Origin of the sequence: Psychroflexus torquis ATCC 700755 (genome assembly GCF_000153485.2) — a bacterium.
GTDB classification, from domain to species: Bacteria; Bacteroidota; Bacteroidia; order Flavobacteriales; family Flavobacteriaceae; genus Psychroflexus; species Psychroflexus torquis.
Genome location: NC_018721.1, coordinates 4274440 through 4298959, shown reverse-complemented (window position 1 = coordinate 4298959; position 24520 = coordinate 4274440). Strand labels below are relative to the sequence as shown.

Annotated in this window: 23 protein-coding genes; 17 read left to right on the top strand and 6 right to left on the bottom strand. The window is 32.0% G+C overall.

What is annotated here, in order from left to right; all coding sequences use genetic code 11:
- Nucleotides 1-232 precede the first annotated feature (232 nt).
- The 7 genes from P700755_RS19740 to P700755_RS18430 all read left to right on the top strand — a co-directional run bounded on the left by P700755_RS19740 (nt 233) and on the right by P700755_RS18430 (nt 4438).
- Nucleotides 233-598, top strand: coding sequence for a hypothetical protein (locus tag P700755_RS19740; RefSeq protein ID WP_157609346.1), 366 nt, complete (start codon nt 233-235; stop codon nt 596-598).
- 248 nt (nt 599-846) lie between these two features.
- On the top strand, nt 847-987 hold the full coding sequence (locus P700755_RS21430) for a transposase (protein ID WP_157609345.1): 141 nt from the start codon (nt 847-849) through the stop codon (nt 985-987).
- A gap of 352 nt (nt 988-1339) precedes the next feature.
- On the top strand, nt 1340-1915 hold the full coding sequence (locus P700755_RS18450) for a Crp/Fnr family transcriptional regulator (protein ID WP_015026119.1): 576 nt from the start codon (nt 1340-1342) through the stop codon (nt 1913-1915).
- 230 nt (nt 1916-2145) lie between these two features.
- Nucleotides 2146-2529 carry a DUF3997 domain-containing protein gene (locus P700755_RS18445; protein WP_015026118.1) on the top strand — a complete coding sequence of 128 codons (384 nt, stop codon included), beginning with the start codon at nt 2146-2148 and terminating at the stop codon, nt 2527-2529.
- Nucleotides 2530-3032: 503 nt separating this feature from the next.
- Nucleotides 3033-3263 (top strand): hypothetical protein, encoded by a 231-nt coding sequence (locus tag P700755_RS18440; RefSeq protein WP_015026117.1) that lies wholly within the window; start codon nt 3033-3035, stop codon nt 3261-3263.
- Nucleotides 3264-3758, top strand: coding sequence for a hypothetical protein (locus P700755_RS18435; protein WP_015026116.1), 495 nt, complete (start codon nt 3264-3266; stop codon nt 3756-3758). It abuts the gene before it with no gap.
- A 461-nt stretch (nt 3759-4219) separates the two neighbouring features.
- Nucleotides 4220-4438 carry a hypothetical protein gene (locus P700755_RS18430; protein WP_015026115.1) on the top strand — a complete coding sequence of 73 codons (219 nt, stop codon included), beginning with the start codon at nt 4220-4222 and terminating at the stop codon, nt 4436-4438.
- Nucleotides 4439-4775: 337 nt separating this feature from the next.
- On the opposite strand, the gene P700755_RS18425 is transcribed toward P700755_RS18430, so the two are convergent.
- On the bottom strand, nt 4776-5807 hold the full coding sequence (locus P700755_RS18425; protein ID WP_015022784.1) for an IS1595-like element ISPto1 family transposase: 1032 nt from the start codon (nt 5805-5807) through the stop codon (nt 4776-4778).
- A 355-nt stretch (nt 5808-6162) separates the two neighbouring features.
- Between P700755_RS18425 and P700755_RS18420 the strand changes: the two genes are divergently transcribed.
- From P700755_RS18420 to P700755_RS20945, 7 genes are all read left to right on the top strand, one after another.
- Nucleotides 6163-6699, top strand: coding sequence for a heme NO-binding domain-containing protein (locus P700755_RS18420; protein ID WP_015026114.1), 537 nt, complete (start codon nt 6163-6165; stop codon nt 6697-6699).
- A gap of 7 nt (nt 6700-6706) precedes the next feature.
- Nucleotides 6707-8293, top strand: a complete 1587-nt coding sequence (locus P700755_RS18920) for a sensor histidine kinase (RefSeq protein ID WP_015026113.1) — start codon at nt 6707-6709, stop codon at nt 8291-8293.
- Nucleotides 8294-9368: 1075 nt separating this feature from the next.
- A complete protein-coding gene (locus P700755_RS18405) occupies nt 9369-9659 on the top strand; it encodes a hypothetical protein (RefSeq protein ID WP_015026112.1) in 291 nt (96 codons plus the stop codon).
- Between the two features lie 98 nt (nt 9660-9757).
- Complete coding sequence (locus P700755_RS18915; protein WP_015026111.1) at nt 9758-12160, top strand: PAS domain-containing protein; 2403 nt, start codon at nt 9758-9760, stop codon at nt 12158-12160.
- A gap of 13 nt (nt 12161-12173) precedes the next feature.
- Nucleotides 12174-13274 carry a hybrid sensor histidine kinase/response regulator gene (locus P700755_RS18395; protein WP_015026110.1) on the top strand — a complete coding sequence of 367 codons (1101 nt, stop codon included), beginning with the start codon at nt 12174-12176 and terminating at the stop codon, nt 13272-13274.
- A gap of 943 nt (nt 13275-14217) precedes the next feature.
- Nucleotides 14218-14466 carry a hypothetical protein gene (locus P700755_RS20950; RefSeq protein WP_245535974.1) on the top strand — a complete coding sequence of 83 codons (249 nt, stop codon included), beginning with the start codon at nt 14218-14220 and terminating at the stop codon, nt 14464-14466.
- A gap of 80 nt (nt 14467-14546) precedes the next feature.
- On the top strand, nt 14547-14792 hold the full coding sequence (locus P700755_RS20945) for a cytochrome b/b6 domain-containing protein (protein ID WP_342626363.1): 246 nt from the start codon (nt 14547-14549) through the stop codon (nt 14790-14792).
- Between the two features lie 619 nt (nt 14793-15411).
- Here P700755_RS20945 and P700755_RS18380 read toward each other — a convergent pair.
- Both P700755_RS18380 and P700755_RS18375 read right to left on the bottom strand, forming a co-directional pair.
- A complete protein-coding gene (locus tag P700755_RS18380; RefSeq protein WP_157609344.1) occupies nt 15412-16836 on the bottom strand; it encodes a S1 family peptidase in 1425 nt (474 codons plus the stop codon).
- 11 nt (nt 16837-16847) lie between these two features.
- The gene (locus P700755_RS18375; protein WP_015026107.1) at nt 16848-17660 is read right to left on the bottom strand and encodes a hypothetical protein; all 813 of its coding nucleotides are present in this window, start codon (nt 17658-17660) and stop codon (nt 16848-16850) included.
- Nucleotides 17661-18240: 580 nt separating this feature from the next.
- On the opposite strand from P700755_RS18375, the gene P700755_RS18370 reads away from it, so the two are divergent.
- On the top strand, nt 18241-19632 hold the full coding sequence (locus P700755_RS18370) for a serine hydrolase domain-containing protein (protein WP_015026106.1): 1392 nt from the start codon (nt 18241-18243) through the stop codon (nt 19630-19632).
- 376 nt (nt 19633-20008) lie between these two features.
- On the opposite strand, the gene P700755_RS18365 is transcribed toward P700755_RS18370, so the two are convergent.
- Nucleotides 20009-20707, bottom strand: coding sequence for a LytR/AlgR family response regulator transcription factor (locus P700755_RS18365; RefSeq protein ID WP_015026105.1), 699 nt, complete (start codon nt 20705-20707; stop codon nt 20009-20011).
- Nucleotides 20704-21519 carry a sensor histidine kinase gene (locus P700755_RS18360; RefSeq protein ID WP_015026104.1) on the bottom strand — a complete coding sequence of 272 codons (816 nt, stop codon included), beginning with the start codon at nt 21517-21519 and terminating at the stop codon, nt 20704-20706. The genes P700755_RS18365 and P700755_RS18360 overlap by 4 nt, the downstream gene beginning before the upstream one ends.
- A gap of 229 nt (nt 21520-21748) precedes the next feature.
- Between P700755_RS18360 and P700755_RS18355 the strand changes: the two genes are divergently transcribed.
- A complete protein-coding gene (locus P700755_RS18355) occupies nt 21749-22642 on the top strand; it encodes an ABC transporter ATP-binding protein (RefSeq protein WP_015026103.1) in 894 nt (297 codons plus the stop codon).
- Nucleotides 22642-23466: an ABC transporter permease gene (locus P700755_RS18350; RefSeq protein WP_041758523.1), complete on the top strand. Its 825-nt coding sequence runs from the start codon at nt 22642-22644 to the stop codon at nt 23464-23466. The genes P700755_RS18355 and P700755_RS18350 overlap by 1 nt, the downstream gene beginning before the upstream one ends.
- Here P700755_RS18350 and P700755_RS18345 read toward each other — a convergent pair.
- Nucleotides 23450-24484 (bottom strand): IS630 family transposase, encoded by a 1035-nt coding sequence (locus P700755_RS18345; RefSeq protein WP_015023751.1) that lies wholly within the window; start codon nt 24482-24484, stop codon nt 23450-23452. The genes P700755_RS18350 and P700755_RS18345 overlap by 17 nt on opposite strands.
- Nucleotides 24485-24520: the final 36 nt, after the last annotated feature.

Genomic DNA, 24520 nt, shown 5'->3' with positions numbered 1-24520 from the left:
CATATTTAAAAGCGGGATTTCTTAAAAGGATTACCCGCTTTATAGTATACCACTTTAGCGGACATCACATAATAAAGCAGTTATTAAACTTGATTCCTGCAAAAATAATTAGTCGGACAGCTGAATCCCTTGACAGTGTTGCTACTACAAGACCTGTAAAACCTACGAACATCTAGTTTCCATACTCTACGGTATATTAAATGGTGTGAATTAACTTCGAGAATTATCAACAGTGATGCTTTCGTGTGAGGGCATACTCAGTCATCTCAACCTTAAAATTTTTCCAAAACGAAGTACATTATCTGATGCCAATGCAAATCGCAATGGCGAGGTCTTTGCAAGTATCTATTATGCACTACTGGGTAAGTATGCAAGAGATTTATCGGACAGCAGCCCGCTTCGTTTGCCTAATAAATATCTCAAAATAGTTGATTCTACCACCATCAGTTTGTTTAGTGATATTTTGAAAGGTTTTGGGCATAACCCTACAAATGGTAAAAAGAAAGGTGGTATTACAATGTACATAATAATCATCGCACTGGAAGACGATCCTTGTCTGGTACGTTTTAGTAGCGCAGCCACGCATTACATTTATTAAAGAACTCGACTTAAAGAAAGGGTCATTTGTTGTTTTTGATAAAGCTTATACTGATTATAAGCAATACTTTGAATGGACACGGCAAGACATTTATTTTGTGACACGCCAAAAAGAGAATGCCTCCTGTCCTGTAAAAGCATATCCGAGTTTAATCCACAGCAAGGTACGTTAGACAATATACTTAAGGATGAGACTATAACCGTAAAGAAAAACGGACAGACCATAAAATTACGCTGCCTAGCCTTTTGGTGGGCATAAAGAAAAAGAAATCTAGATTCATATCCAACAACTTCCTTTTGAGTTCAGAAAAAATATGTGATATCTACATGCACAGATGGCAGATTGAAACGATGTTTAAAAGACTAAAGCAGAACTTTCCATTAAAATAGGTCTTGGGAGACCACCAGAGCGCCATAGAGATACAGATATGGTGTGGACTGAACATACACTTATTGATGATGATAGTACAAAAACGGGTGAAAAAGAACTGGGCATACTCAAATATGATCTCGATGTTAAGATTACACCTAAGGAGCTATATTGACCTGTTCAGTTTTATGGAAAACCAAACTCAAAAGAGGGAGGATCTAACCAATAAACCACCAGAGATTCAGTTGAATATTTTCTGATAGACACCATGCTATCTTAGAACAGAAAATAATAACCTAAATACAGGCGATACAAAATCAAAAAGCTAAATGTTGTATTTTAGCTGGAATCTAATGTTTTAAACTCAAAAGAATGCACAAGCAGGTTATTTCATTTTTTAAACAATTTATAGATTTAGAAGAAAAGGATGTTCTTCTTATTGAAGAGTTGACAACAGTAAGACATTTTTCGAAAAATGAATTTATTTTAATACAGGGAAAGGTATGTGATTTTGTTGCCTTTATAAATAAAGGAGCGTTTAGAGGTTTTTATTCGGTTGATGGTCAAGAATACAGCAAACAATTTTTCTTGGATGGTGGGTTTTGTACAGATTATTCAAGTTTTTTAACCGAGAAAAAGTCTTTGACTTATTTACAGGCTACTGAAGATAGCACGGTTATCTTTTTTAAAAAAAAGGATGTTGACGTTATGTACAAAAACATTCCAAATTTTGTGCAATTCGGAAAGTTGCTAGCTGAAAGTTTGTATATAAAAGTATGCGATATTAACGCATCATTTATTTTAAATTCTCCCAAAGAGCGTTATGCCAATATGCTTATCGCTAGACCAGAATTAATACAACGAATCCCTCAATATATGATTGCATCCTATCTTGGTATTACTCCAGAAGCTTTAAGTAGAATACGAAGACGTTTAGGGAAAACTTAATGACTAAAACCTGCGTTTGTGATGCAAGAAAAAAATAGGGGAGTAGTGTTGAAAACCTCTGTCGCCTTAGAATCTTGATTTTAGCATTTTTATTGGTTAATTAAAAAATCTCTTGAAATAATTATATCAAAGTGTTGATTTAGTTGATAATAAATCAACGTCCTAAATAGATATATACTCTATACTGAAGAGTTGAACAGGGGTTATATGGATATTGTGTGTAATTAAAAATGATGAACAGAGCTTTATATTTCTTACTAATTCTAATGTTCTTTGCCTCGTGTGGTGATAGAGATTTAGGCGATGGATATTTCCATCTTCCCAAATATGAAGCGATAGATGTTGGATATCCTGAAAATGAATCAATCCTTTATAGGTCAAGCGAGGAATATCTTTTTAGTGATATAATTATTAAAGGTGACGTAATTGAAGTACAATCAGATTCAAGACATATAATTGCTAAGCGTGATCCTCTGATTAAACGTGACAATAACACTGGGACGATAGAATATTTCATTATCCAAAAAGTAAATGACAGTCTTATTGGGCCATTGACAAAGAAAGTATTTAAAGAATCGACGAACGACTTGAATGTAAATCTTGAATTCAAATAATTGTGTATAATTAAATAAAAAATAAATAAGCTACTTATATTTCTTATCTATCTATTCATAACATAGAATTTAATTGCATAATCAAATGAAGAATTATTAGGCCACTGGACATATAGCTCCAAGGATATCACTTCCAAAGAATGGTCATATAAATTAGATTCTAAACCCAAAAAGGATAATTAGAAATACAATTTTAAACCAAATGGCATTGTAATTATTAGAACAAATTCAAGTGGTTGCGCTGTAATTAATTCAGGAAAATCAAACACAGTAATTGATAATATAAACGGCACCTATTCCCTGCGGGATGACGGTTATACAATAACATCGTATGAAACTTTCGCAGGTATAATTAAGGAAACAATAATCGTTTGTGGAGGAAAATTAATAGCTAGCCTATTAAATTAACTACACACAACGACTCGGCTAAAAATAAGCATTTGCGACCCGTAGGGTTATTTTTAGCCGAGTCGTTGTGTAACATAAGATATTGATCAAATAACATGAATAATAGAGGAAACATAATTCTGATTTTAATCATCAGTATATTGTTATTGAATTACTCAAATTCTGGTAAGAAAACTAATGAAAATGAGTACTTCAAAATTCAAAAGCTAAATCAAACGGGATTCTATTATTCTACAAAATATGGTGGTTTATTAGGCGGTGTTCAAGAAATTACTTTGTCAAAAGATTCAATTGGTTTGATAAATGGTACAGATAATTTCAAGTAGTTGATTTTAAATGTCGCTATACTTTTTGTTTCCTGTAGTTCTAATAATGAAGGAAAAACCAATAACTCTTTAACAGAAATTTTAGTTTTAAAAGGAGTACAATATAGCTCAAAGTCTAGACAGTTCCTTGATCTCTATAAAGCTGAATCAGATTGTTCAACGCCTGTTTATTTTCATGCTCACGGAAATGATGGTAGTACTTATATGTTAAACTCAATAATAGAAGATTTGAATGCCCAAGGCACCTCTGTTATTGCATGGGAGTCTCTAACTTCAGTACATACACCAAGTGAGGTAGAAACGGGATGGAATGACGTGGAACTTATGTTTGAATGGGTTAAAATAATGCTGAAAAATACAAGCTTGACACGTCTAACTTTATTATCGGAGGCTCTTCTCGCGAAAGTATTATCAGCTGCAAATATGGACACCAATAGAGCCCAAGTATTAAAGGATTTTATTTTTATAATGCGCTTCCTGATGGTATTTGGATAGATCCTAACTGGTGGTCTCCAAAAGACGAAGTAAAGATATCATCAGCACCAATTTACTTTGTTTATGAGAGAGAACCAGGATCATCTGAAAATCCAATAAATCCAAATGCACATGACCCAGAGAACGGTATAATAATTACAAACAAGTTTCAAGACTTAGGCATCGGAGACAGAAAGAAGCTAGTTCACAGTATAGGTGTTAGTAAGAATTCAGATAAATATCAATTTCTTTTTGATTTTTCATTATCTGTCGTCAGCACTTGCCAATGATTAAATCTAAAACATTGCTAAAAGAAATAAAACTACCACCAACAAAATATAAAATGTATGCTTGATTTATAGCTCTAAAACCAAAAGTAGCTATTTACAAGTAGACTCCTTACAGCAGATTTAGTCATGGTCTAAATCAAATGACCTCTTATTACAAAAACTAAAAACAGTACCTAACAAAATATAGAATAAATGAAAAACACAAAACAGATTCTTCTTGCAGTTCTAGGCCTCTTTATTTACACATCAGAGCTATTACCTCAAACTAATGAAGAACAAATATTAGCAATTAGAAAGGGGTCAAATTTAGCTTTTAAATCGCACAAAGAAAAAACAGTACTTATATATCTAACAGATCACCTTTTAACTACAACAGGAAACGGAAATTTATTATCTGGAAAAAAGCATTAAAAAACATATTTAGATGGTGGAAAAAATAAAATATATTGGTTTCGCGAAACAAAAGAAATTATAGTTATTAAAAAATAAGACTGGCTTATGAAACCGGAACTTGGAATGGGGGCGATCCAGAAAAAGTGATGATTCTTTAGTTGATGTAAATTATTCAGCTATGTGGATTAAACTGTCAAATGTATGGAAAGTAAAATCTCAACTTTTTGTAACGCTAGGTCGAAAGTGAAGAACTACAGTATTATAATGCTCGCAAAAAGTCGCCAGTCTTCGCCTACTTACAAAAGCTCTTCGAAATTTTATATGTGTACGGTTTTTATTTATTGAAGGCTCTAGTTTAGGTCTGCGTTGATATTAAGTTTTCATATCTAGATTCGATTTGATTATACCGTTTCAATGTACCTAGAGCAATTGTTTCTTCCACAAAGGCGTTGGCTCTATCGCTTCTAGACTTTATATTTTCCTTTATTCGATACCAATTCATATATTGTTGTAGATATTTTGTTGATACTCCCCAAAAGGTATTTTCAATCCATTTTTTAACTCTATTGTGAGTAGAATTAACGTGTTGTATGTGATACTTTCCTTTTACTCTTTCTCCTTTTGATGCATTTACGATGTGGAACTCTGTTTCGCTATCTTTGGCAAACCCTTTATAACTGTGATGGGCATCGCTACACAATATGGTTATATCCTTTATAACACGTTTACCGATAGCATTTTCTATATCTACTTTTCCTATTCGACCGAGTTTAGCCACGCTAAGGTCTAATGTTGATTTTCTATCCTGTGTTACAATTACCGCAACTTGATCTTTACTTATACCTCTCTTTTTAGACTTACCGCCTCTTTTTCTTGATTCCCTATCTTTTACCTCCATACCTTTTTCTGATCTTAGGAAAAAGGTTTCGTCACTCTCTGTAATACCTGTAAAGTTGTCTTGGTCATCGTCATTTTTAGTATCGAATGAAGCTAATATCTTATGACGCCAATCAAAGGCTGTCTTTTTATTGATGCCTAATTCTGAACTTATTTTATCTAAACTTTTTTCTTGAACCATAAGACTTAAATAAGATGAAATCATATCCTTTCTTTGAAGTCCCGCCATCCAAGTGCCAGTATATTCAGTAAAGCTTCTATTGCAAGACTTGCACTTATAGCGCTGCGAGCCTTTGTCAACTCCAAAACGAACATATTTTTCATGTAAACAATGTGGGCATCCGCCCATTTTATTATCTAAAATATGGCGACGGGAAGCCCGCTCAACCAATTGATTATGCTCAAGTGAATCTGTAATATCCTTTAACAGATTATCACGATCTAGAGTGGATAGTGATAGTATTTCCTCTTTTAGATTATCTATGTTCATAATCTAAATATACATATAATAGCTGTATTAAACTAGAGCCTTATTGAATTAAAATCTTGAATTTAATTACGCTATTAGAAAAAACAAAAAAAAATGGCTTTTATCGTAAATCTTTAAATCTATAGAATATTATGGTTCTCCTATTGTATTTTATAAAAAACAATAACGATTTTATAATAATGTATAATTAAAGAACAAAACTAATGCCTTTTACAAACGATTCCAGTTTTTATTAAATTCTGTATATTTAGACTATAATGATTAATTAATATCTCAATTTTAACTGAGTTATTTCAAATCGTTTTTTATCCTTAAATTAACTAAGTTTTGTTATTCATTTTTTTTAATAACGATTATGAAAGGAATTATATTTACTGAATTTTTAGAGCTATTAGAAAATAAATTTGGACTAGAGATAGTTCAAAAGATAATTGATGAATGTGACCTCACCACTAATGGCGTTTATACATCTGTAGGCACATATAGCCATAAAGATATGTTTAAAATGGTTGGGAAATTATCTCAAATAAAGGAAATTCCGGTTCCAAAATTACTGACTATTTTTGGTGAATATTTCTTTGTTACTTTGAGCAATGATTACCCACACTTTATGGAGAAATCTAATTTATTTAGTTTTTTAGATTCTATTGAAAAATATATTCATCCAGAAGTTTTGAAGTTATACCCCGAAGCAGAGTTACCATCTTTCGAAGCAGAAATAAATAGTAAGGATGAGATGACTTTAAATTACATGTCATCAAGAAAATTGTCTGATTTGGCCATTGGTCTAATAAAAGGTGCATCAAAGTATTTTAATGAGGACATTGATATCTTAAAAATCAGTGAAAAGGATGATGGTGAAATAGTCATACTGAAAATCAAAAAAAAATGATGTCACTATGGATATAGAATTACTTAAAAAAGCGCTTATAAGGGAGAAAAAAGCTCGGAAAGAAGCGGAAAGTATACTTGAAAAAAAAAGTTTAGAATTATATAATGCCAATGAACAGCTAAAGGACGCATTAGAAAACACTAATTTGTTTTCAGAACAAAACCCGAATGCTGTTATGAGGTTCTCGAAACAGACCAAAGATCTAATATATGCCAATAAACAGGGTAAGAAAATTAGTTTATTTTTAAATAGATCTTCAAATTCAAAATTAAAAGAAAAGTTTATCCAAGAACTCAATTTTTCATTTAAAAAAGTGGGCGTTTATCAATTTGATTTGCAATTTAACAATAAGACCATACGCTTTTTCGCCATATATATTTTATCAAAAAAGTATCTCAATATATATACTGCTGATATTTCGGATTTAAAGGAAACAGAAGTTCAAATGCAAAATATTACCAAAAGATTCAAGCAAGCACAACGAGTCGCTAAAATGGGTAGTTGGGAACTTGACCTTATCAATAATAATATGATTTGGTCTGAAGATTTGTTTTACGTTTTACATGTCGATTCAGAAAAGTTCATTCCATCTCATGAAAACTACGTTAATCTTTTGCATCCAGACGATCATAAACTTGCTAATGAAGCATTCGAAAAAGCTATTAACCAAAAGAAAGGGTATATATTGACACAGAGACGAATTTTTGATGACAGAAAGGATTTGTACATAGATTGCCGTGGAAAGGTTCGTTTAGGAAAGAACGGAAACGTTACCCGTTTATATGGTATTTGTATTGATGTTACTGAAAAAACAGAATCTTTGAAAGCAAAAGAAAATTTTACTAAAAATCTCGAAATAAAAGTAAATGAACGAACACAAGAACTTAAAGAATCATTGGAACGCGAAAAAGAATTGAGTATACTTAAAAGTAGTTTTGTTGCGATGGCATCTCATGAGTTCAGAACACCACTCACATCTATAAGCGCCGCTTCTGATGTAATTCTGAAGTACTTTGACAAATTAGGTAAAGAAGATATTACCAAGCGTTTGATAAAGATTAAAAACGAAGTAAAAGACATGACCATCATGCTAGAAGATATTTTAATTATTGGAAAATCTGATGTACAAAAATTAGACTATAATCCAGAAGTTTTGGATATTATTCCTTTAATAAAGCATATCATTTTCGAATACCAACTCAGTGAGTCTAAAAGCAGAAACCTAACCTATAAGATTTCTTTACCCTCAATAATGGCAAGTGTGGATAAAAAGTGGATCAAACACGTTGTAGTTAATCTTCTTAGTAATGCACTAAAATATTCAGAGAAGAATACACCAATTGAAATAAGCATGAATAAATACAAAACTAGAGTTGTATTTGGTTTTAAAGATTATGGTATTGGTATTTCAAAAAAAGATATTAAACTCCTGTTTGAGCCTTTTCACAGAGGTGAAAATGTAGGTGAAATTTCTGGTACTGGATTAGGATTATCTGTTTTACAAAAAGCAGTAGAGTTACATAAGGGTAAAATAGAGGTTGAAAGCGAAATTAAAATAGGCTCTAATTTTAAAGTGACTTTACCAATTACATGAGTGTTCGTTTATCAAAGCTAACTATTATAATTAGCAATTATAAAAGGCTACTCAAGTTTTTTTGTTTAAAAGGTTGATATCTTAAAAATAAGGGAAGAAGATGATCGCAAAAGATATACTGAAAATTAATAAGATTTGATACCGCCTTAACTCGTACAAAGAAGTTTACTCCATTTTAAATGACGAAACGAAAACAATTAACACATTAAACCACAAAAACGGCAATAGTAATAATTGGATTTCAAAACGACTACTTTTCAAAAGATAGACTATCAAGAAGAATTGTTCAAGAATCATTAGAAATTACAGGAATATTAAGGAACTAGAGGATGTCTTAATTATATCTACCTCTATTATCTTTTCAGAAAATTATTCAAAACTAATTAAACCTGTTTGCACACGAAAAACCATTAAAAAAGTTGGCGCTTTTAAAAAAGAATCTCTCGGGTTTCAAACAATTAGTAAGCAAGCACAGTTTGGAGATGAAATTATTGAGATTCCTGAGAAACAAGGATTAAATGCTCTTGCAAACACCTCTCTTGAGTCAGATTGGATAGAATCTAATAGCACTAACATAGCTTTTTTGGATCTCTCAGTTCCGTTTATATTGACTCTACTTTAAGGTCTACTTTTGAAAAGAGTTAAATGTTACTATGCTTTCAGATTGTATTCCTAGTAGAACGGTTTTTGAACAAAGATTTTATTGTGAAGATGTTTTTCCTTTATTTTTTAATGCCTTTACTTCGAAAATATTAATAATTGTAATTAATAAAATTTTATAATATATTGCGTAAAAAAATAAATTGATTAGTGTCCAAGCTCAGACTCAACATAAAATCCAAAAAAACTTATCTTTAAGAATAAAGAGAAAGAAAAACAAGTTATTGAATTATCACTTGAAAAAGACCACACAATTATTTTAGTTACAGATTTTGGAATTAGAATTTCCTAATTAGAGCTAAAAAAAATATTTGAACCTTTTAGCCGAGGAGAAAGTGTGGATTTAATATCAGGAATTGGCCTTGGCTTAACAATTACTAAAGAAGCAATAAATGCAATAGGATGAGAAATAATTATGAAGAGTGCTACAGGAGGAGGAATATCTGTTTTTTTTGTGAAAATTCTAAAGGTTCAAATAGGTAATATGTATGAAATATTAATTTTGGAAGATATATTGGCAATAAGAGAGGCCAGAAGCACTATTTTTTTAATGAAAAGCGATAACGTTTTTAAGGCTGGAAATGAATTTAGATTGGCAATTATAAAAGATATTGAAAAACAAATTCATTCAGAAGTTTTAAGCCTATACCCTGAAGTAAATTCATCTCCTTTTAAATCAGAATTAAAAAGTAAAAACGTGTATTAAATTGTCAATAATACCATTGGATTAAAACTTAACAGCAGCATTTTAAGTGATTTTATTTCTAAAGAATGTTATCATAAATCGAAACACAATATCGCGAAATGAGAGAAAGATTGCAAAGTGAGAGAAAGGCGCATTTTTTGGAAACAATCAATACGTTTGGTTCTCTTCTAATGAAAACTAGTACAACGCAAGAGTCCGTTTGGTGTGTGACTAAACATGCTGTTGGAGAGTTGGGATACATTGATTGCATTATTTACTTGTTTAATGATGATGGGGTTCTTTTTCAATGTGCAGCTCACGGAAATAAAAATCCTATTGCTCAAGATGTTCTGAACCCTATCAAATTGAAAATGGGTGAAGGTATTTGTGGACACGTTGCCCTCACAGGAATAGGTGAGATTATTGCCGACACCTCAAAAGACCCAAGATATATTGTTGATGATGAAGATCGACGTTCAGAGATAACAGTGCCTATTCTTTCGGATGGTATTGTGATCGGTATTATCGATTCTGAGTATCCAGAGAAAGATTACTTTTCTGATCATGACTTAAAAATATTAAATACGATAGCTTCAATGCTTTCTTTCAAAATTTCTCAATCAAAAGCAGTTGAAGAATTAGCCATTACTAACAAACAACTTGCATTTCAACATGAAGAAAAACAAAAACAAGCAGACGAATTAGCCATTGCCAATAAAGAACTTGCGTTTCAAAATGATGAGAAAGAAAAACGAGCAGACGAATTAGCCATTGCCAATAAAGAACTTGCGTTTCAGAATGATGAGAAAGAAAAACGAGCAGACGAATTAGCCATTGCCAATAAAGAACTTACCTTTCAAAACGGTGAGAAACAAAAGCGCGCAAATGAATTAGCCATTGCCAATAAAGAACTTACCTTTCAGAACGATGAGAAGCAAAAGCGTGCAAATGAATTAGCCATTGCCAAGAAAGAACTTGACTTTCAAGTAGTGTTAACTAAGAACCGTATCGAAACAGAATCCATTGCCAAAGAATTACGTCAGTTTATTGAAACTGCCAATGCGCCAATTTTTGGAATAGACAATAAAGGGATGGTAAACGAATGGAACCAAACTTCTGAAAAAATTACTGGATTTAAAAAAGAAGACGTATTAGGTCAAAATTTGGTTAAAACCTACATCACCGAAGATTATAGAGATGCAGTAAAAAAAGTATTAGATAATGCCCTGAAAGGACAAGAAACTGCCAACTACGAATTTCCGCTATTTACCAAAGGTGGACAACGTGTAATGGTATTATTAAATGCATCTACGCGTAGAAATGCAGAGGGTGAAATTGTTGGAGTGCTAGGTGTAGGACAAGATATTTCTGAAATGGATAAACTGCGTACCCAATCAGAATCTGTTGCCAAAGAGTTACGTCAGTTTATTGAAACTGCCAATGCGCCAATTTTCGGAATAGACAATAAAGGGAGAGTTAACGAATGGAACCAAACTTCTGAAAAAATCACTAGATTTAAAAAAGAAGATGTATTGGGGGAAGATTTGGTACAAACATATATCACCCAAGATTACCAAAAACAAGTAAAAGAAGTATTAGACAATGCCTTAAAAGGACAAGAAACTGCCAACTACGAATTTCCGCTATTTACCAAAGGTGGACAACGTGTAATGGTATTATTAAACGCATCTACGCGTAGAAATGCAGAGGGTGAAATTGTTGGTGTGATTGGTGTAGGACAGGATATTACTATTTTGAACGAACACAAAGAAAACTTAGAGTCCAAAGTGGAGTCACGCACGCAGGAATTTCAAGAGTCCCTAGAGCGTGAAAAGGAATTAGGGCAACTTAAAACCAGTTTTGTTTCAATGGCATCTCATGAATTTAGGACACCACTTACGTCTATAAATGCAATCGCTGATGTCATTTTAAGGTACTACGAAAAGTTGAGTCGGAATGACATTAACAAGCGACTAGAAAAAATCAAAGAAGAAGTAGAAGACATGGTCATTATGTTAGAAGATATTTTAATTATTGGAAAATCAGAGGCTCAAAAACTAGACTACAATCCAAAACTCTTGGATATTGTTGCTCTAATTAAAAACATTATTACTGAATACCAATTTGGTGAATCTGAAAAAAGATTCATAGTTTATGACATCTCTTTACCTGTAATCATGGCACAAGTAGATAAAAAATGGATTAAACACATTATTATTAATCTTTTTAGTAATGCACTCAAGTATTCAAACAAGGATAAACAGATTGAAATCAGTATAAAAAAAGAACAATCCGGAATTAGTTTTTCTTTTGAAGATTATGGTATTGGTATTTCAAAACAAGACATTAAACTACTGTTTAAACCTTTTCATCGCGGAAATAATGTACAAAATATATCCGGTACGGGATTAGGGTTATCCGTTTTACAAAAGGCCGTTGAGTTACATAAAGGTACAATAGAGGTGAAGAGCAAAATAGGTAAGGGATCATATTTCAGAATAATTTTACCTATTAATAAATAATAGTTATATAATAATGAGAAAATATAACATTTTAGTCATTGAGGATACTAAAAGTATTCGTGAAGAACTCAGAGATATATTAAGTTTTGAGGGCATGCAGGTATTTACTGCAGAAAATGGACAAGAAGGAATCGATAAAGCCAAAGAACATCTACCCGATCTTATATTATGTGACATCATGATGCCCCTAAAAAATGGTTTTGAGGTGTTTGCAACAATTCAAAATATCAACGCTATTAAGCACACACCTTTTATTTTCTTGACAGCAAAAGCTACAGTTGAAAATATTAGGGAGGGTATGATACTGGGAGTAGACGATTATATTACCAAACCATTTGATATTGACTTGCTAATTAAATCCGTTAAGAGTCGTTTGTTTAAAGAGAAAAAAAGAAAACAATTTGAAAATAATAAACTTGAGACTTTACAGCACAATATTAGCTTTGCTATCCCTCATGAATTACTTACGCCGCTTAACGGTATTATAGGCCTATCGGGCTTAATGAAAGATCCAGAGATCGAGATAGATAAAAATAAACTTAGAGATTTTGCCGTCGGTATTTTTGATTCTGGCAATCGACTCTTGAGCACTTTACAAAAGTTTATTTATTATACCGAAGTTGAATTACTACTCAGTAATGACAAAAAAAAAGCTTTATTAAAAGAAAAAATTACGGAAACGGGTGAACATGAGTTAGAAGAACAAAGCCAAATTATAGCTCAAAAATTTAATCGGGAGTCTGATATTGAGTTGCATATTAAGTCTTTTAATATTAAAATAAGTTCTTTTCATTTTGATGTAATTATTGTCAATATTATAGACAATGCTTTCAAATTTTCTAATAAAGGAGATAAAGTTATAATTGAGGTAGAATTAGATGATTCTCATGTTTATATCACAGTTATTGACAATGGTGTAGGATTTAATGAAGTAACACTAAATCAAATTGGAGCCTTTACACAATTTAACCGATCAAAGATGGAGCAACAAGGTTTAGGGCTTGGATTAATCACCAGTAAAAAACTAATAAACTTTTATGAAGGAGAATTGATCATAAGCGAAAACAAGCCCAAAGGAAGCCGTGTTGAATTATCCTTTTTGCTAGCTGAATAAAAACCATATGGTAACAATAGATATTGTGTATTTTACAATTAAGACCAGAGTAAATATTATGGCAACAAATACCGTTAACAATGAGTTGAATATGAAGTATTTTAAAATGCCATACGCACCATATCTAATTTTCACCAAAAACATCTCAAAAAATTTAAAGCACTAATTAAGGGATCAAATCATATTGAATATTCCAAATTCTTATCACTTTACTCTCAATAAAATGAATCAGAGTTTCTGATCATTCAAAATCTGACTATTTACTTATCCAAACTCGGAGTCTAACTCTAACGGATGTTTAACAACTTACGGATTTCAATTCTCAAACGGTAAATCACTGTAGAGAAAAAAAGTCTTGTTCTTTTTTCGTTATTTTTTTTGAAATTTAAAGAAGCAAAAAATACTCTTTTAATAAAAATAAATTGAAAATCGGATGTTAAACTTAAACCTATCACTCTACTATTTCGTTGCATTTGCAAAAAAACATATATGATTCAATGCTTTTGCACTAATTAATCGGAACACCCTACGGATCTCTCTCTGGTTCAATTTCTTATTTTTTCCTTTATTTATTTCAGTTTAAAACTATGGTTATCACAGTAATTAGCTAAGAGACGGAAAAGTGAAAATTGGTAAGAAATTTATTCAAATTAGTAAAAGCGACTATTTCAATTTATAGATCATTATAAAAAGCATATAGACTTCAATACTTTAGAACAGTATTGTTCTATTTGTGAGAATGATAAACTGACTGTTTTGACCCCTATAAAACAAGAGTATTCTTTTAAATTTCGTTAGTTAACTTATACGTTCAATTTCTATCAATTAAAAAATCCAAAAACATATTGTGACCTTATAATACTAGAAGTTCAGTCACCTATTTTATAAGGGTATTTTTAAATATTATTTAATACTGTTTCATCATTCTCTAAGTGAAAAAATCATGGCAACTAAAAAGTATTCTAACCTATATAGACTAGTTCACTGGGCAATTTCTATTGCATTTTTGCTTTTGTTAATTACTGTTTTTCTTAGACTAACTTGGTTGAATAAGTATAGTATCGCTGCTATTATTGAAACTTACCTCAGTGATACAAACATTACACTTGCACAAGACCAACTTATTTCTCTAGCAAAGAAAATAAGACAACCTATGTGGGACTGGCATATATATATATGGGATATGTCTTAACTAGTTTATTCAGTATTCGTTTTATTCTTCCTCTTTTTGGAAAAATGAAATTTTAAAATCCTTTTGCGAATAATCTACCCATCAAAGAGAAATTTCAGAAATGGACCTATATCATTTTTTACATCTGTGTAGTTGTTTCATTAGTTACTGGACTGATTATAGAATTTGGTTATAAAGCATTCAAAAAGATAATCGAAGAGATTCATGAGCTTGGTATTTATTATTTAGTGGGTTTTTTTGTTCTCCATTGGTTGGGTGTACTGATAGCAGAATTTACAAACCAAAAAGGAATTGTTTCTAGGATAGTAAGTGGCTCCAAAAATTAAAAATAGTCCGTAATACATCCTATTAAACCAAATTAGACTTATAATGTTGCCATAAATTGGTTTACCGAAACGAATATGGCACATGTTTTTTTAACCTACTTTTTATCAAAAATAATTACCATAACTAAAGCTATATAAATTATTTTTAATTTCAATTATCTAAAAAATATATGCTGAGCTGCGCCTTAGTCTAATTCAAATTTTCAATACAACATTTAAAAACTAAATTGGTATTATCAGATATTAAAGTTTGAGTATTTATAACTGCACTAGGATTAGTGATCTAGGAGATATGCTTCTCATAATTGTACCTTATAGTGCTCACACCCAACAAAACAAATGTAGAATAACACAAAAATCACTATTCCGCATTTCCTACAACTATTCTATAATGTTTTGCATTATTTCACTTTACTTTGGCTAAAAGAGAAGCAATACATTTTTTTTTAAAATTTCTACTGTGATGTTGATGTAACACTATTTTTACAAAACGATAATAGGAGAGAAGTATAATGTATGTGGAACAAATTTTTATCGATAATTATTTTTCCTTTATAAACATTTGGATAATCAACTGCTTTGAATTTGAACACATCTTTCTTCTCTTTTAAATGTTTTTTTAAGATAACGAAAAAAGACTCATTGCTATTGTAAATAAGAAATACTCTCTCAATTCATCATAATTCATTTCTCGTGGCAGTCTTGAAATAATAAATATGAATCCTACATCAGTACCTTTAGCTGTACCTCCTACGCTGAGCAAATAATTTTCTCCTTCAAAATAAACTTCTCTATAGATTATTTTATCTAGAGTTTTATCATTGGAGTTCATTTCAAAACTATCATCTAAATTTTCTGAGATCCTTGCATCAGGAAAACTTTGTATTATATCATCGACAAACAAATCTATCTGATTATTTGCCTGGTTGAATGGAACATTTGAAACAGAAGAAAAACCAAATGTAAAATCGTTTCCTTCAACTGAATACATGTCATCTTCGAAATTGACTTCATAACCTGACGGAACTGCATAAGTGATTCCAGTGTTATAATCCTCATAGACGTCGAAAGTATCCTTTAAGTCTATATATTCTAACTCTATCATATCATTTATTGCACTTATATCCTCATCGTCCATTGTGTACGCAATATCTTCTAACGACGCAACCCAAGTTCTGTGTAATTCAGACCCATTACCCCCGTTTATAGTAGAATTTATCTCCTCTCGATCAAAATATGAATATATTTCTTCTTCACTCGTGTCCTCAGAAACTTCTACTTCACCACTGAGGAGTATCCCTTGAATGGATACTTTATTAGGACTATTTTCTTGAGAGTTAGCTAGTTCGGGCAAATATTTTGAGGGAATAGCCCAATTCAATCCATATATACCATTTTTCAAACCGCCATTGGCAATCCCAATAACTTTTCCCTTGTCGTTAATAATTGGTGCTCCTGAGTGACCGTGTGTTATTGTAGTTTCCACTTGGAAGATATTAACATCAAGTAGAGGAAAGCCTTGTTCTTTAAGTTCGCTTAGATACTTCCGGTTCAATCCTAATAACATACTGTTAAGTGTTGGTTCTTTTTCAAGGCTGTACGAAAATTCAATTGCTTTCCCATTTATTTTTCGCGAAGATAGAGGATACCCCCATATCATAAGTGATGGTTTTGAATTTGGATCAACAGTGTCTATGTCCAAGGGAACAAGTCCTATATCCCTGTCCAATTTGAGTAAAGCCAAATCTGCCTTCTTAAATGTTTTTACTAGCGTTGCAGAACTCCTTTCATTGAATTTATTTGCTAGCCGTACTGTGATTGTTTCCATACCTGCCACAACATGCAATGCAGTAACAACATAAAGTTCAGAATTCCATGACCAAGCCCAACCTGTGCCATGGGTTAATCCCACTTTCCCATTCGTTTTCTTCGAACTAACTTGTATGTAAACTACAGAGGATTTAGCAAAATTACTACTCGAAACTTGAGCAAAAACAAATAAAGGAAGGACTATTGCGATAAATACTAATAAATTTCGAATCATTGGTTTTCTCATTAGTTATTACTATTACATAAAAAGGTTCTAATTTTATCAATAAGATTTTTTCTGGGTTGATTATTGGTTTCACTTAGAACTTCGTAAAGATTTCTTACTACTTCACTATCCGAATTATCTATGCTTTGAGGTAAATCACAATAACTTATTCCATCTTCAGATTGAAATATCATTTTCTGAATTATGGCTAAGAAAATCATTTGATTTTCTTCAGGAAGTGTTTTAGAGGCAGTAGTAAGCAAATCATTTAGAGCATTGTTTTCAAAAATTTCTAATCTGTCAATTGCATTTTGAATTTCACCTTCAAAGTAAGTAGTATCTAACTCCGTCCCAATATTAGAGAGGTCTTCAGCTTTGAAGAGTATGGAACTATTTCCTTTTTGGTGTTGGTCTGATTCCAAAGTGATGTCTCCCGTTTTAGGATTTATCTGAAACTTTTCATAGAGTACATATTTCCTTGCTGATATAGAATCAAAGCCTGCCTCTGTCCAGTTTTTCATTCTTTCAGTTATAGTTGGAGCAAATAAATTATGTGTGCGGACTGTTATTCCAAATAATATTCCGAGAACCACACCAAAACCAAAACTTCCAAGTTTTATATTAACTGCGGTATTGTTGCTTTCATTAATTTCTGTTTTTCCAATTTTATTCTCCAGACCCAACAAAGCCCCTAGCATTCCAGTAATTACGACTATTACTGTTTGTACTGTCCCTGAAACAGAATTCCCCATAATAAAACCCAATAACAAACCTATCCCAATACCTGAGTAGATATTGGAAACAAGGAACTTAATTCTAGTGGCATTCGACATGGATAACTATTCAAATTAATAAAAGATTGATTTATTTGAGATAAACACCTTAAATCTACAATAAAATAAAATAAAACTAACAATTTTTTGATCTTCTAAAAACCATAACCTAAATTACATGTATGATATGCTCCTAGATTAAAATAATAACTAATTTAATTGTGTTTAATTTAAAGGCAAGACTGGGAGTGTATAGAAGTTTTAAGGCGTGGATTATGCAGTTACAAATTTTTTCTCTTGCATGAGACCGACGAAATATAAATTAAGTTTTTTTCAATAAGAACTTTAATCTCTATTGGGTTTAATTCCCCGAGCCTTGCCTCGAGTTTTGAGGAAAGTTTGAAAACGGATGGTTTTCATCAATCAAAAAAAAGCCCTCTAAATGCCTCGTGGGCATACCCCGAGGATTCTTTACTGTAATTTCTAGATTTAATAAGAAATTAAAAGGCTTTGTTTTTTTAGCGTTTGCAAGTGATGGAAGCTTGCACTTAAAATAAATTGTCAACACCCTCAAATACTCAAAGCCGAGTTGTTATGTTTAATCTGAAAAAAAATTGCGTTTTTCTAAAACAAGAGCCAAATGAAGAAAATATTTTTACTAGTTCCATTACTTATCAGCTGTTCTCCGGCTGAAGAAAAATCTGAATATGAAAAGCTACTTGATTATGAAGGTAAATATGAATATGTTGATAATACTACACTAGAACTTAAAGCTTCAGATTTTGATACCACGCTCTATGCAGTCATAGATAAAGCAAAATATCCTTTAAAGCATATCGCCTTGGATAGTTTTGCGAATATCGCAGACATTCCTGTGGTTTTTGAACGAGACGAATCCAATCGAGTTAAAGGTTACAGAACTGACGGACTAGAGTTCAAACTAATTACTTCCGACATTGAAAAAATGGAAATGTTCCCGAGAAAAGAATTATTTCATAATCCTGATAACTACGTTTATCACAAACCAAAAAAAACCACAGATGGACTAGAAACTGGCAGTTTAGCAGATGAATTCAAAAATCCCAAACCTATAATCGAGATGGTCAAAGAAACCATAAAAGGAAAATTTCCCGATGTTCACAGCATCTTGATTTACAAGAATAACAAATTGGTACTTGAGGAGTATTTCTATGGTTATGATGAAAATACACCGCATCAATTAAGATCTGCGACAAAACCGTTTATTGGTGGAATTCTTGGAATAGCAGTAGACAATGGACTTATAGATAGTGAAAAAGAAAAAATCTTGCCCTATTTCAAATCGAGATATCCAAAAATCTCAAATTTGGATCATCGTAAAAGAGAAATTACAATAGAAGATTTCTTGATGTATCACCACGGTATGGACTGTGAGAATAACAATCCTGAAAGCAAGGGAAATGAGGTTACAATGATGGAAAGCAAGGATTGGGTAAAATACACGCTTGATTTACCAATGGTAAAAAGACCTGGTATATCATCATCCTATTGTACTGGTTGCGCTTTGACTTTAGGTAGTTTAGTTGAGATAGCAGCAGGTAGGAAAATTGAAGATTTCGCAAAAGAAAACCTATTCAACCCCTTGGGAATCTTGAATTATGATTGGACTTTCGAACCGAATCAGGCTAGTAGAAATAATTTCAGTCAAATGTATATTACGCCTAGAGATTTGATAAAATTGGCGAAGTTATTTAAAGATGGGGGGAAGTGGAAAGGCAAGCAAATAATCTCAAAAAGTTGGATTGATAAAACAATTAAAATGGACAAAGGAGATTATGGCTATTTATGGGAGCACAAATATTTTGTAATTAATGGACAAACTTATAACTCATATTTAGCCTCAGGAAATGGGGGGCAAAAAATCAATATTTGGCCTGAACTTGATATGATTACAGTATTTACTGGTGGAAACTATAATTCTTATCAATTATATGGTAAAAGTACACCACCAAATGAAATGATACCTAAGTATATATTAAAGTCAGTTAAATAGCCTACACTTAACAAAGAACTGAGGTAAAAAACAACTCTTATCTTCATTAATTATGAGACCCTAGTATTCTAGATTTGGAGATTCACATTTGTGATTCTTTGAATTTTTTATTATACCTCTCTAGACAAAACAGAAAGGTACATTAGTTGTTTATACCAAATTATATTTATAATGCCGTATGAATAAATTGAATTATACTACGGCGTAGCTCAGCACAGGTTTTTTGATTGATTGAAATCAAAAATAACTAGCATAGCCTTAGTTATGGTAATAATTTTTGATGAAAAGCAGGCGAAAAAAGCCTGTGCCGAATTCGTATCGGTAAAACGATTTATTACGTCATTATAGGTCTAATTTGGTATTAGAACCAAAGGAGCTACTTCAATAATTGAATAATATTTACTTTATAAGTTTTTCCAATAGGAATAATAGTTTCAGAAATAAAGATGCGATTACCTTCAATGCTCTTAATGTGCTTTTTTGATACCGCAAACGATTTGTGGACTTGGATAAAATCTATATCATTTAATAATTCTAAAATATCTGAAATCTTTTCTCTAATCGCAATCGTCTCCTTGGTGGTAGTCACTTTAGTATAATTCCCAGCGGCTTCAATATATTGAATGATATCCATTGTTACCTGAATGTATTTAGTATTACTTCGAAGAAAAATGCTTTTTGAAACTGCATCTTTTTTATCTACACTAGATTTTGTTGTTTTGGTGGTTACACTTACTGTTTTATTGATTGCTTTTAAAAAACGTTCGAAACCAAACGGTTTCAATAAATAATCTGAAATATTTAGTTCGTATCCTTCAAGCGCAAATTCTCTATAAGCTGTGGTTACAATTACTTTTGGTGGCAAAGTCAGTGTTTTTAAAAATTCAAAGCCCTTTAGCTTTGGCATATTTAAATCTAGAAAAATTAAATCAACAGTGTTATTATTCAAATAGTCAACGGCTTCTAAAGCATCATAACAGTTTTTCATTAACTGCATATTTGGCAATAAACCACAATAGCCCTTTATAATATCATGTGCTATATATTCATCATCAATAATTAGATATGTAATCATAACTGCAATGTTAATTGTGCTCTATATACATTTTGTTTTGTAGAAAAAGATAAGCTATGTTTTTTTGAATACACCAATTCTAATCTTCGTTTTAGATTGTTCAATCCAATACCGTTTTCTCCTTTTGTAAGTGTCGTGTCAAAATTATTTTCTATTTCGAAAATTACTTTATTGTTCTTTGAGTTTATACAAATATGAACATAGGCCTCTTTACTTAAGTTCTCAATACCATGTTTAAATGCATTTTCTAAAAGAATAATAAAAAGTAAAGGCATCACTTTGTAATCGTCCTCAATTTCAGATTCAAATTTCACATCAATAGGTTTGTGATAACGCATTTTATGAAGCTCAATATAATTCTTTAAATACTCAACTTCTGCTTTAAGTGTTACCATCTCTTTTTCGCCTTCGTAAATACTGTATCGCATCATATCTGAAAGTTTAAGGATTAACTCCTGCGCTTTTTTTGTATCTGTTCCGACGAGACCGTATAAATTATTGAGCGTATTAAAAAAGAAGTGAGGATTTACTTGGCTTTTTAAATGCAATAACTCTGTTTTTGCTTTTTCATTTTTTAATCTGAATAAGGATATAAGTTGTTTTATAAACCAGAAAAGGCCTAAAATGACGAGTAGGATATAGTACAAAAGAACAATAACGCTAATTGAAGTTGGATATCCTTCTAAAAAGACAACAGATTCTTTGTCTGTTGTAATTAATTCAAAAGCGGTGATTACTACTGGAATTAGCGCTGTTACTATCGCTACACTAATAATTAAGAGCCCTTTCTTTCTATTTATATGAAATACCATTCCTCTAAATTAAGCGTATTAAACCTCATCACAAAGAAAGTTGACAAACAGCCTCAAGAGAAGTACAGACAGTTAAATAACTGTGATAAAAGAACTTTGACAGTGTATAGCGTCTTTGTATACATGTATTAAAACCATTTGTCCCAGTTATTTTTAGAAGGAAGAACATGACATTATGTTTGTTAAGAAGAAAAATAAATTACAAGAATTAAAATCAAAAAACGAACAGATGGAACTCATAATTGACAATGTATCAAAAACCTATTCAAATGGCGTAAAAGCCCTTCAGAATATCTCTCTAGAAATCCCTAAAGGAATGTTTGGGTTATTAGGCCCAAATGGCGCAGGTAAATCCACGTTAATGCGAACCATTGCAACCTTGCAGGAAGCCGATGAAGGAACCATTTCACTAGGCGATTTAGATGTTTTAACACAGAAAAATGAGGTGCGGCATGTTCTAGGATATTTACCCCAGCAATTCGGTTTGTATCCTAAAATATCTGCAGAAGCATTATTAAATCATTTTGCAGTTCTCAAGGGTATTACAAATAAAGGGGAGCGTAAAGATGTTGTAAATGCGCTTTTGCACAAGACGAATCTATACAACGTAAAAAAACAAAATCTTGGAGGTTTTTCTGGTGGAATGAAACAGCGTTTTGGGATTGCCCAAGCCTTACTTAGCAACCCGAAACTCCTTATTGTAGATGAACCTACAGCAGGATTGGATCCTGTAGAAAGAAATCGTTTCTATAATATATTAAGTGAACTCGGAGAAAATACGGTTGTAATTCTGTCGACACATATTGTTGAAGATGTAAAAGAATTATGCACCACTATGGCAGTGATTAACCAAGGTAAGGTGATACTGAAAGGGAATCCTCTAAAAATAATTGAAGAGCTGGAAGGCAAAGTGTATCAGCGAACAATAGTCAAGTCTGAGTTAGAAACCTATAAGCAAAACTACCAAGTGATCAGTGAAAAACTATTTCTTGGAAAACCAATCATACACATTCTTAGTGACACCAATCCTGGGAATGGTTTTACTCCCGTTAAAGCCGATTTAGAGGATGTGTATTTCTCACAAATATTTGGAAGCAACACAAACCTTAAATCAGTTTTATAATGATGTGGTACGACATATTTAAGTTCGAATTAAAATACAGGCTAAAGCGAGGAGATACTTACATCTTTTTTGTCTTCCTATTACTGTTTTCACTAGTTGGCGTCGATTTTATATATCAAGGGATGGACTTCGGACTCGTTAAAAAGAATTCCCCATTGATTGTTGCAAAAACCATGGGAGTGATTACAGGACTATTTATGATACTAGCCTCTATGATTATGGGAGTCTCCGTTTTACGTGACTTTGAATATAATATAGAATCTCTCCTATTTTCAAATCCAATCAAGAAACGAGATTATTTATTAGGCCGGTTTCTAGGTTCTTTTGTAGTGTTACTTTTTGTGTTTAGTGGCGTTTACTTTGGAATGATGATGGGGGAATTTATGCCTTGGCATCAACCAGATCATTTGCTCCCGCTTAATATATTGACCTATCTGAAGCCATTTATAATGGTAACATTGCCAATTCTATTTTTTGGGGCTTGCCTATTTTTTATAACTGGCGCATTAACTAGAAAATTAATGGTTGTGTATACACAGGGAATTTTCTTTTTCGTTGCATTTATGTTGACCAAAGCGATCACTAATGAGTTTTGGCAAGCTATTTTAGATCCTTTTTCATTAACTACACTCACCTTACTCACAGATACTTGGACAGGAGCAGAAATAAGTTTACAGGCAATTCCTTTTAGGGGAGTGCTGCTTTACAATAAGCTATTTTGGGTTGTATTGGGTGTGCTTATTCTAGGCTTTGGTTATAAGAAATTCGAATTTAATGTATTAACCTCGCACTTAAAGATCTTTAATTTTATGCAGCATATTTGATGCTCTCATGTTTAAAATATTTTGCTACCCTTTCGCTATCATTTTGAAGCATTTTCATATGATTCTCTAAATTTTCTTTCATTTTTTCTTGTGTTTTTGGTGCCGGTTTATCCGAGAGTCCATACTTTAAATCGCAATTCAGATATTCATCTGGGTTTCGCTCAGGTGAGTATGATGGCAGGTAAAATAGTTCTATGGTTTCGCCATTTTCTTCCGCCCATTTCTTTACAACTTTACTATGATGGACTCGTAAATTATCAAGGATTAAGAATACTTTGGTTTCTTGCGATTTGATGAGCTGTTCTAAAAATTGAATAAATACATCTGAGTTCATATTTTCTTTATATATCATAAACTGAATTAAACCCTGATTTGTAACTGTAGAAATCATGTTGATTGAAAACCGCTTCGACATATGTTTTTTAACAGGAGTTTTTCCTTTTGGAGCATAGGAACGTCCATGATGATTATTGTTTTTTACACCCGTTTCATCCCCCCAATGAATAGTTGCCTTCTCTTGTTTTGCCTTCTCTTTTATTGCTGGATATTCTTCGTCTAACCATTTTTGAACTTTTTTGGAACATTGTTCATAAGCTCTCTTTTTTGGCTTTTGAGGCGTGAATCCCCAAGCGTTGAGATAATTACCGACAGCTCTTCTTCCGATTGTAATACTAAACTCTCTTGCTATCAAATCCCTTACTGCCCTTGTAGTCCACAAAGCATAATCTAACTTTAGTTGATCGGGCATTACATCAATAATCATTTTTTGGATTGCAGCTTCTTGATCTTTATTGAGTAGTTTTCGATCTTCTGATTTGACTCCTCGTTTTTGATATGACAAAGATTTATGACCTTCTTTATTGTAAAGCTTCCACCAATCTCTAACAGTATTTACATGAACACCGTAAAACAGAGCTATGTCTTTTTTTTTATCTCCACGTTTTATCATTTTTACAGCATCCCTTCGAATTATACCTCTTTCCTGATCAGAAACACTCCTTAAGTCTATTTTTTCCATCTATAAATATACGAAATATTTAACTATAAATAAAGA

Excerpts from the sequence above, each read along its gene's own strand:
- P700755_RS18450 (WP_015026119.1), top strand. The coding sequence starts at position 1,340 with ATGCACAAGCAGGTTATTTCATTTTTTAAACAATTTATAGATTTAGAA.
- P700755_RS18445 (WP_015026118.1), top strand. The coding sequence starts at position 2,146 with ATGATGAACAGAGCTTTATATTTCTTACTAATTCTAATGTTCTTTGCC.
- P700755_RS18440 (WP_015026117.1), top strand. The coding sequence starts at position 3,033 with ATGAATAATAGAGGAAACATAATTCTGATTTTAATCATCAGTATATTG.
- P700755_RS18430 (WP_015026115.1), top strand. The coding sequence starts at position 4,220 with ATGAAAAACACAAAACAGATTCTTCTTGCAGTTCTAGGCCTCTTTATT.
- P700755_RS18425 (WP_015022784.1), bottom strand. The coding sequence starts at position 5,807 with ATGAACATAGATAATCTAAAAGAGGAAATACTATCACTATCCACTCTA.
- P700755_RS18420 (WP_015026114.1), top strand. The coding sequence starts at position 6,163 with ATGAAAGGAATTATATTTACTGAATTTTTAGAGCTATTAGAAAATAAA.
- P700755_RS18920 (WP_015026113.1), top strand. The coding sequence starts at position 6,707 with ATGGATATAGAATTACTTAAAAAAGCGCTTATAAGGGAGAAAAAAGCT.
- P700755_RS18405 (WP_015026112.1), top strand. The coding sequence starts at position 9,369 with ATGAAGAGTGCTACAGGAGGAGGAATATCTGTTTTTTTTGTGAAAATT.
- P700755_RS18915 (WP_015026111.1), top strand. The coding sequence starts at position 9,758 with ATGAGAGAAAGATTGCAAAGTGAGAGAAAGGCGCATTTTTTGGAAACA.
- P700755_RS18395 (WP_015026110.1), top strand. The coding sequence starts at position 12,174 with ATGAGAAAATATAACATTTTAGTCATTGAGGATACTAAAAGTATTCGT.
- P700755_RS20950 (WP_245535974.1), top strand. The coding sequence starts at position 14,218 with ATGGCAACTAAAAAGTATTCTAACCTATATAGACTAGTTCACTGGGCA.
- P700755_RS18380 (WP_157609344.1), bottom strand. The coding sequence starts at position 16,836 with ATGATTCGAAATTTATTAGTATTTATCGCAATAGTCCTTCCTTTATTT.
- P700755_RS18375 (WP_015026107.1), bottom strand. The coding sequence starts at position 17,660 with ATGTCGAATGCCACTAGAATTAAGTTCCTTGTTTCCAATATCTACTCA.
- P700755_RS18370 (WP_015026106.1), top strand. The coding sequence starts at position 18,241 with ATGAAGAAAATATTTTTACTAGTTCCATTACTTATCAGCTGTTCTCCG.
- P700755_RS18365 (WP_015026105.1), bottom strand. The coding sequence starts at position 20,707 with ATGATTACATATCTAATTATTGATGATGAATATATAGCACATGATATT.
- P700755_RS18360 (WP_015026104.1), bottom strand. The coding sequence starts at position 21,519 with ATGGTATTTCATATAAATAGAAAGAAAGGGCTCTTAATTATTAGTGTA.
- P700755_RS18355 (WP_015026103.1), top strand. The coding sequence starts at position 21,749 with ATGGAACTCATAATTGACAATGTATCAAAAACCTATTCAAATGGCGTA.
- P700755_RS18350 (WP_041758523.1), top strand. The coding sequence starts at position 22,642 with ATGATGTGGTACGACATATTTAAGTTCGAATTAAAATACAGGCTAAAG.
- P700755_RS18345 (WP_015023751.1), bottom strand. The coding sequence starts at position 24,484 with ATGGAAAAAATAGACTTAAGGAGTGTTTCTGATCAGGAAAGAGGTATA.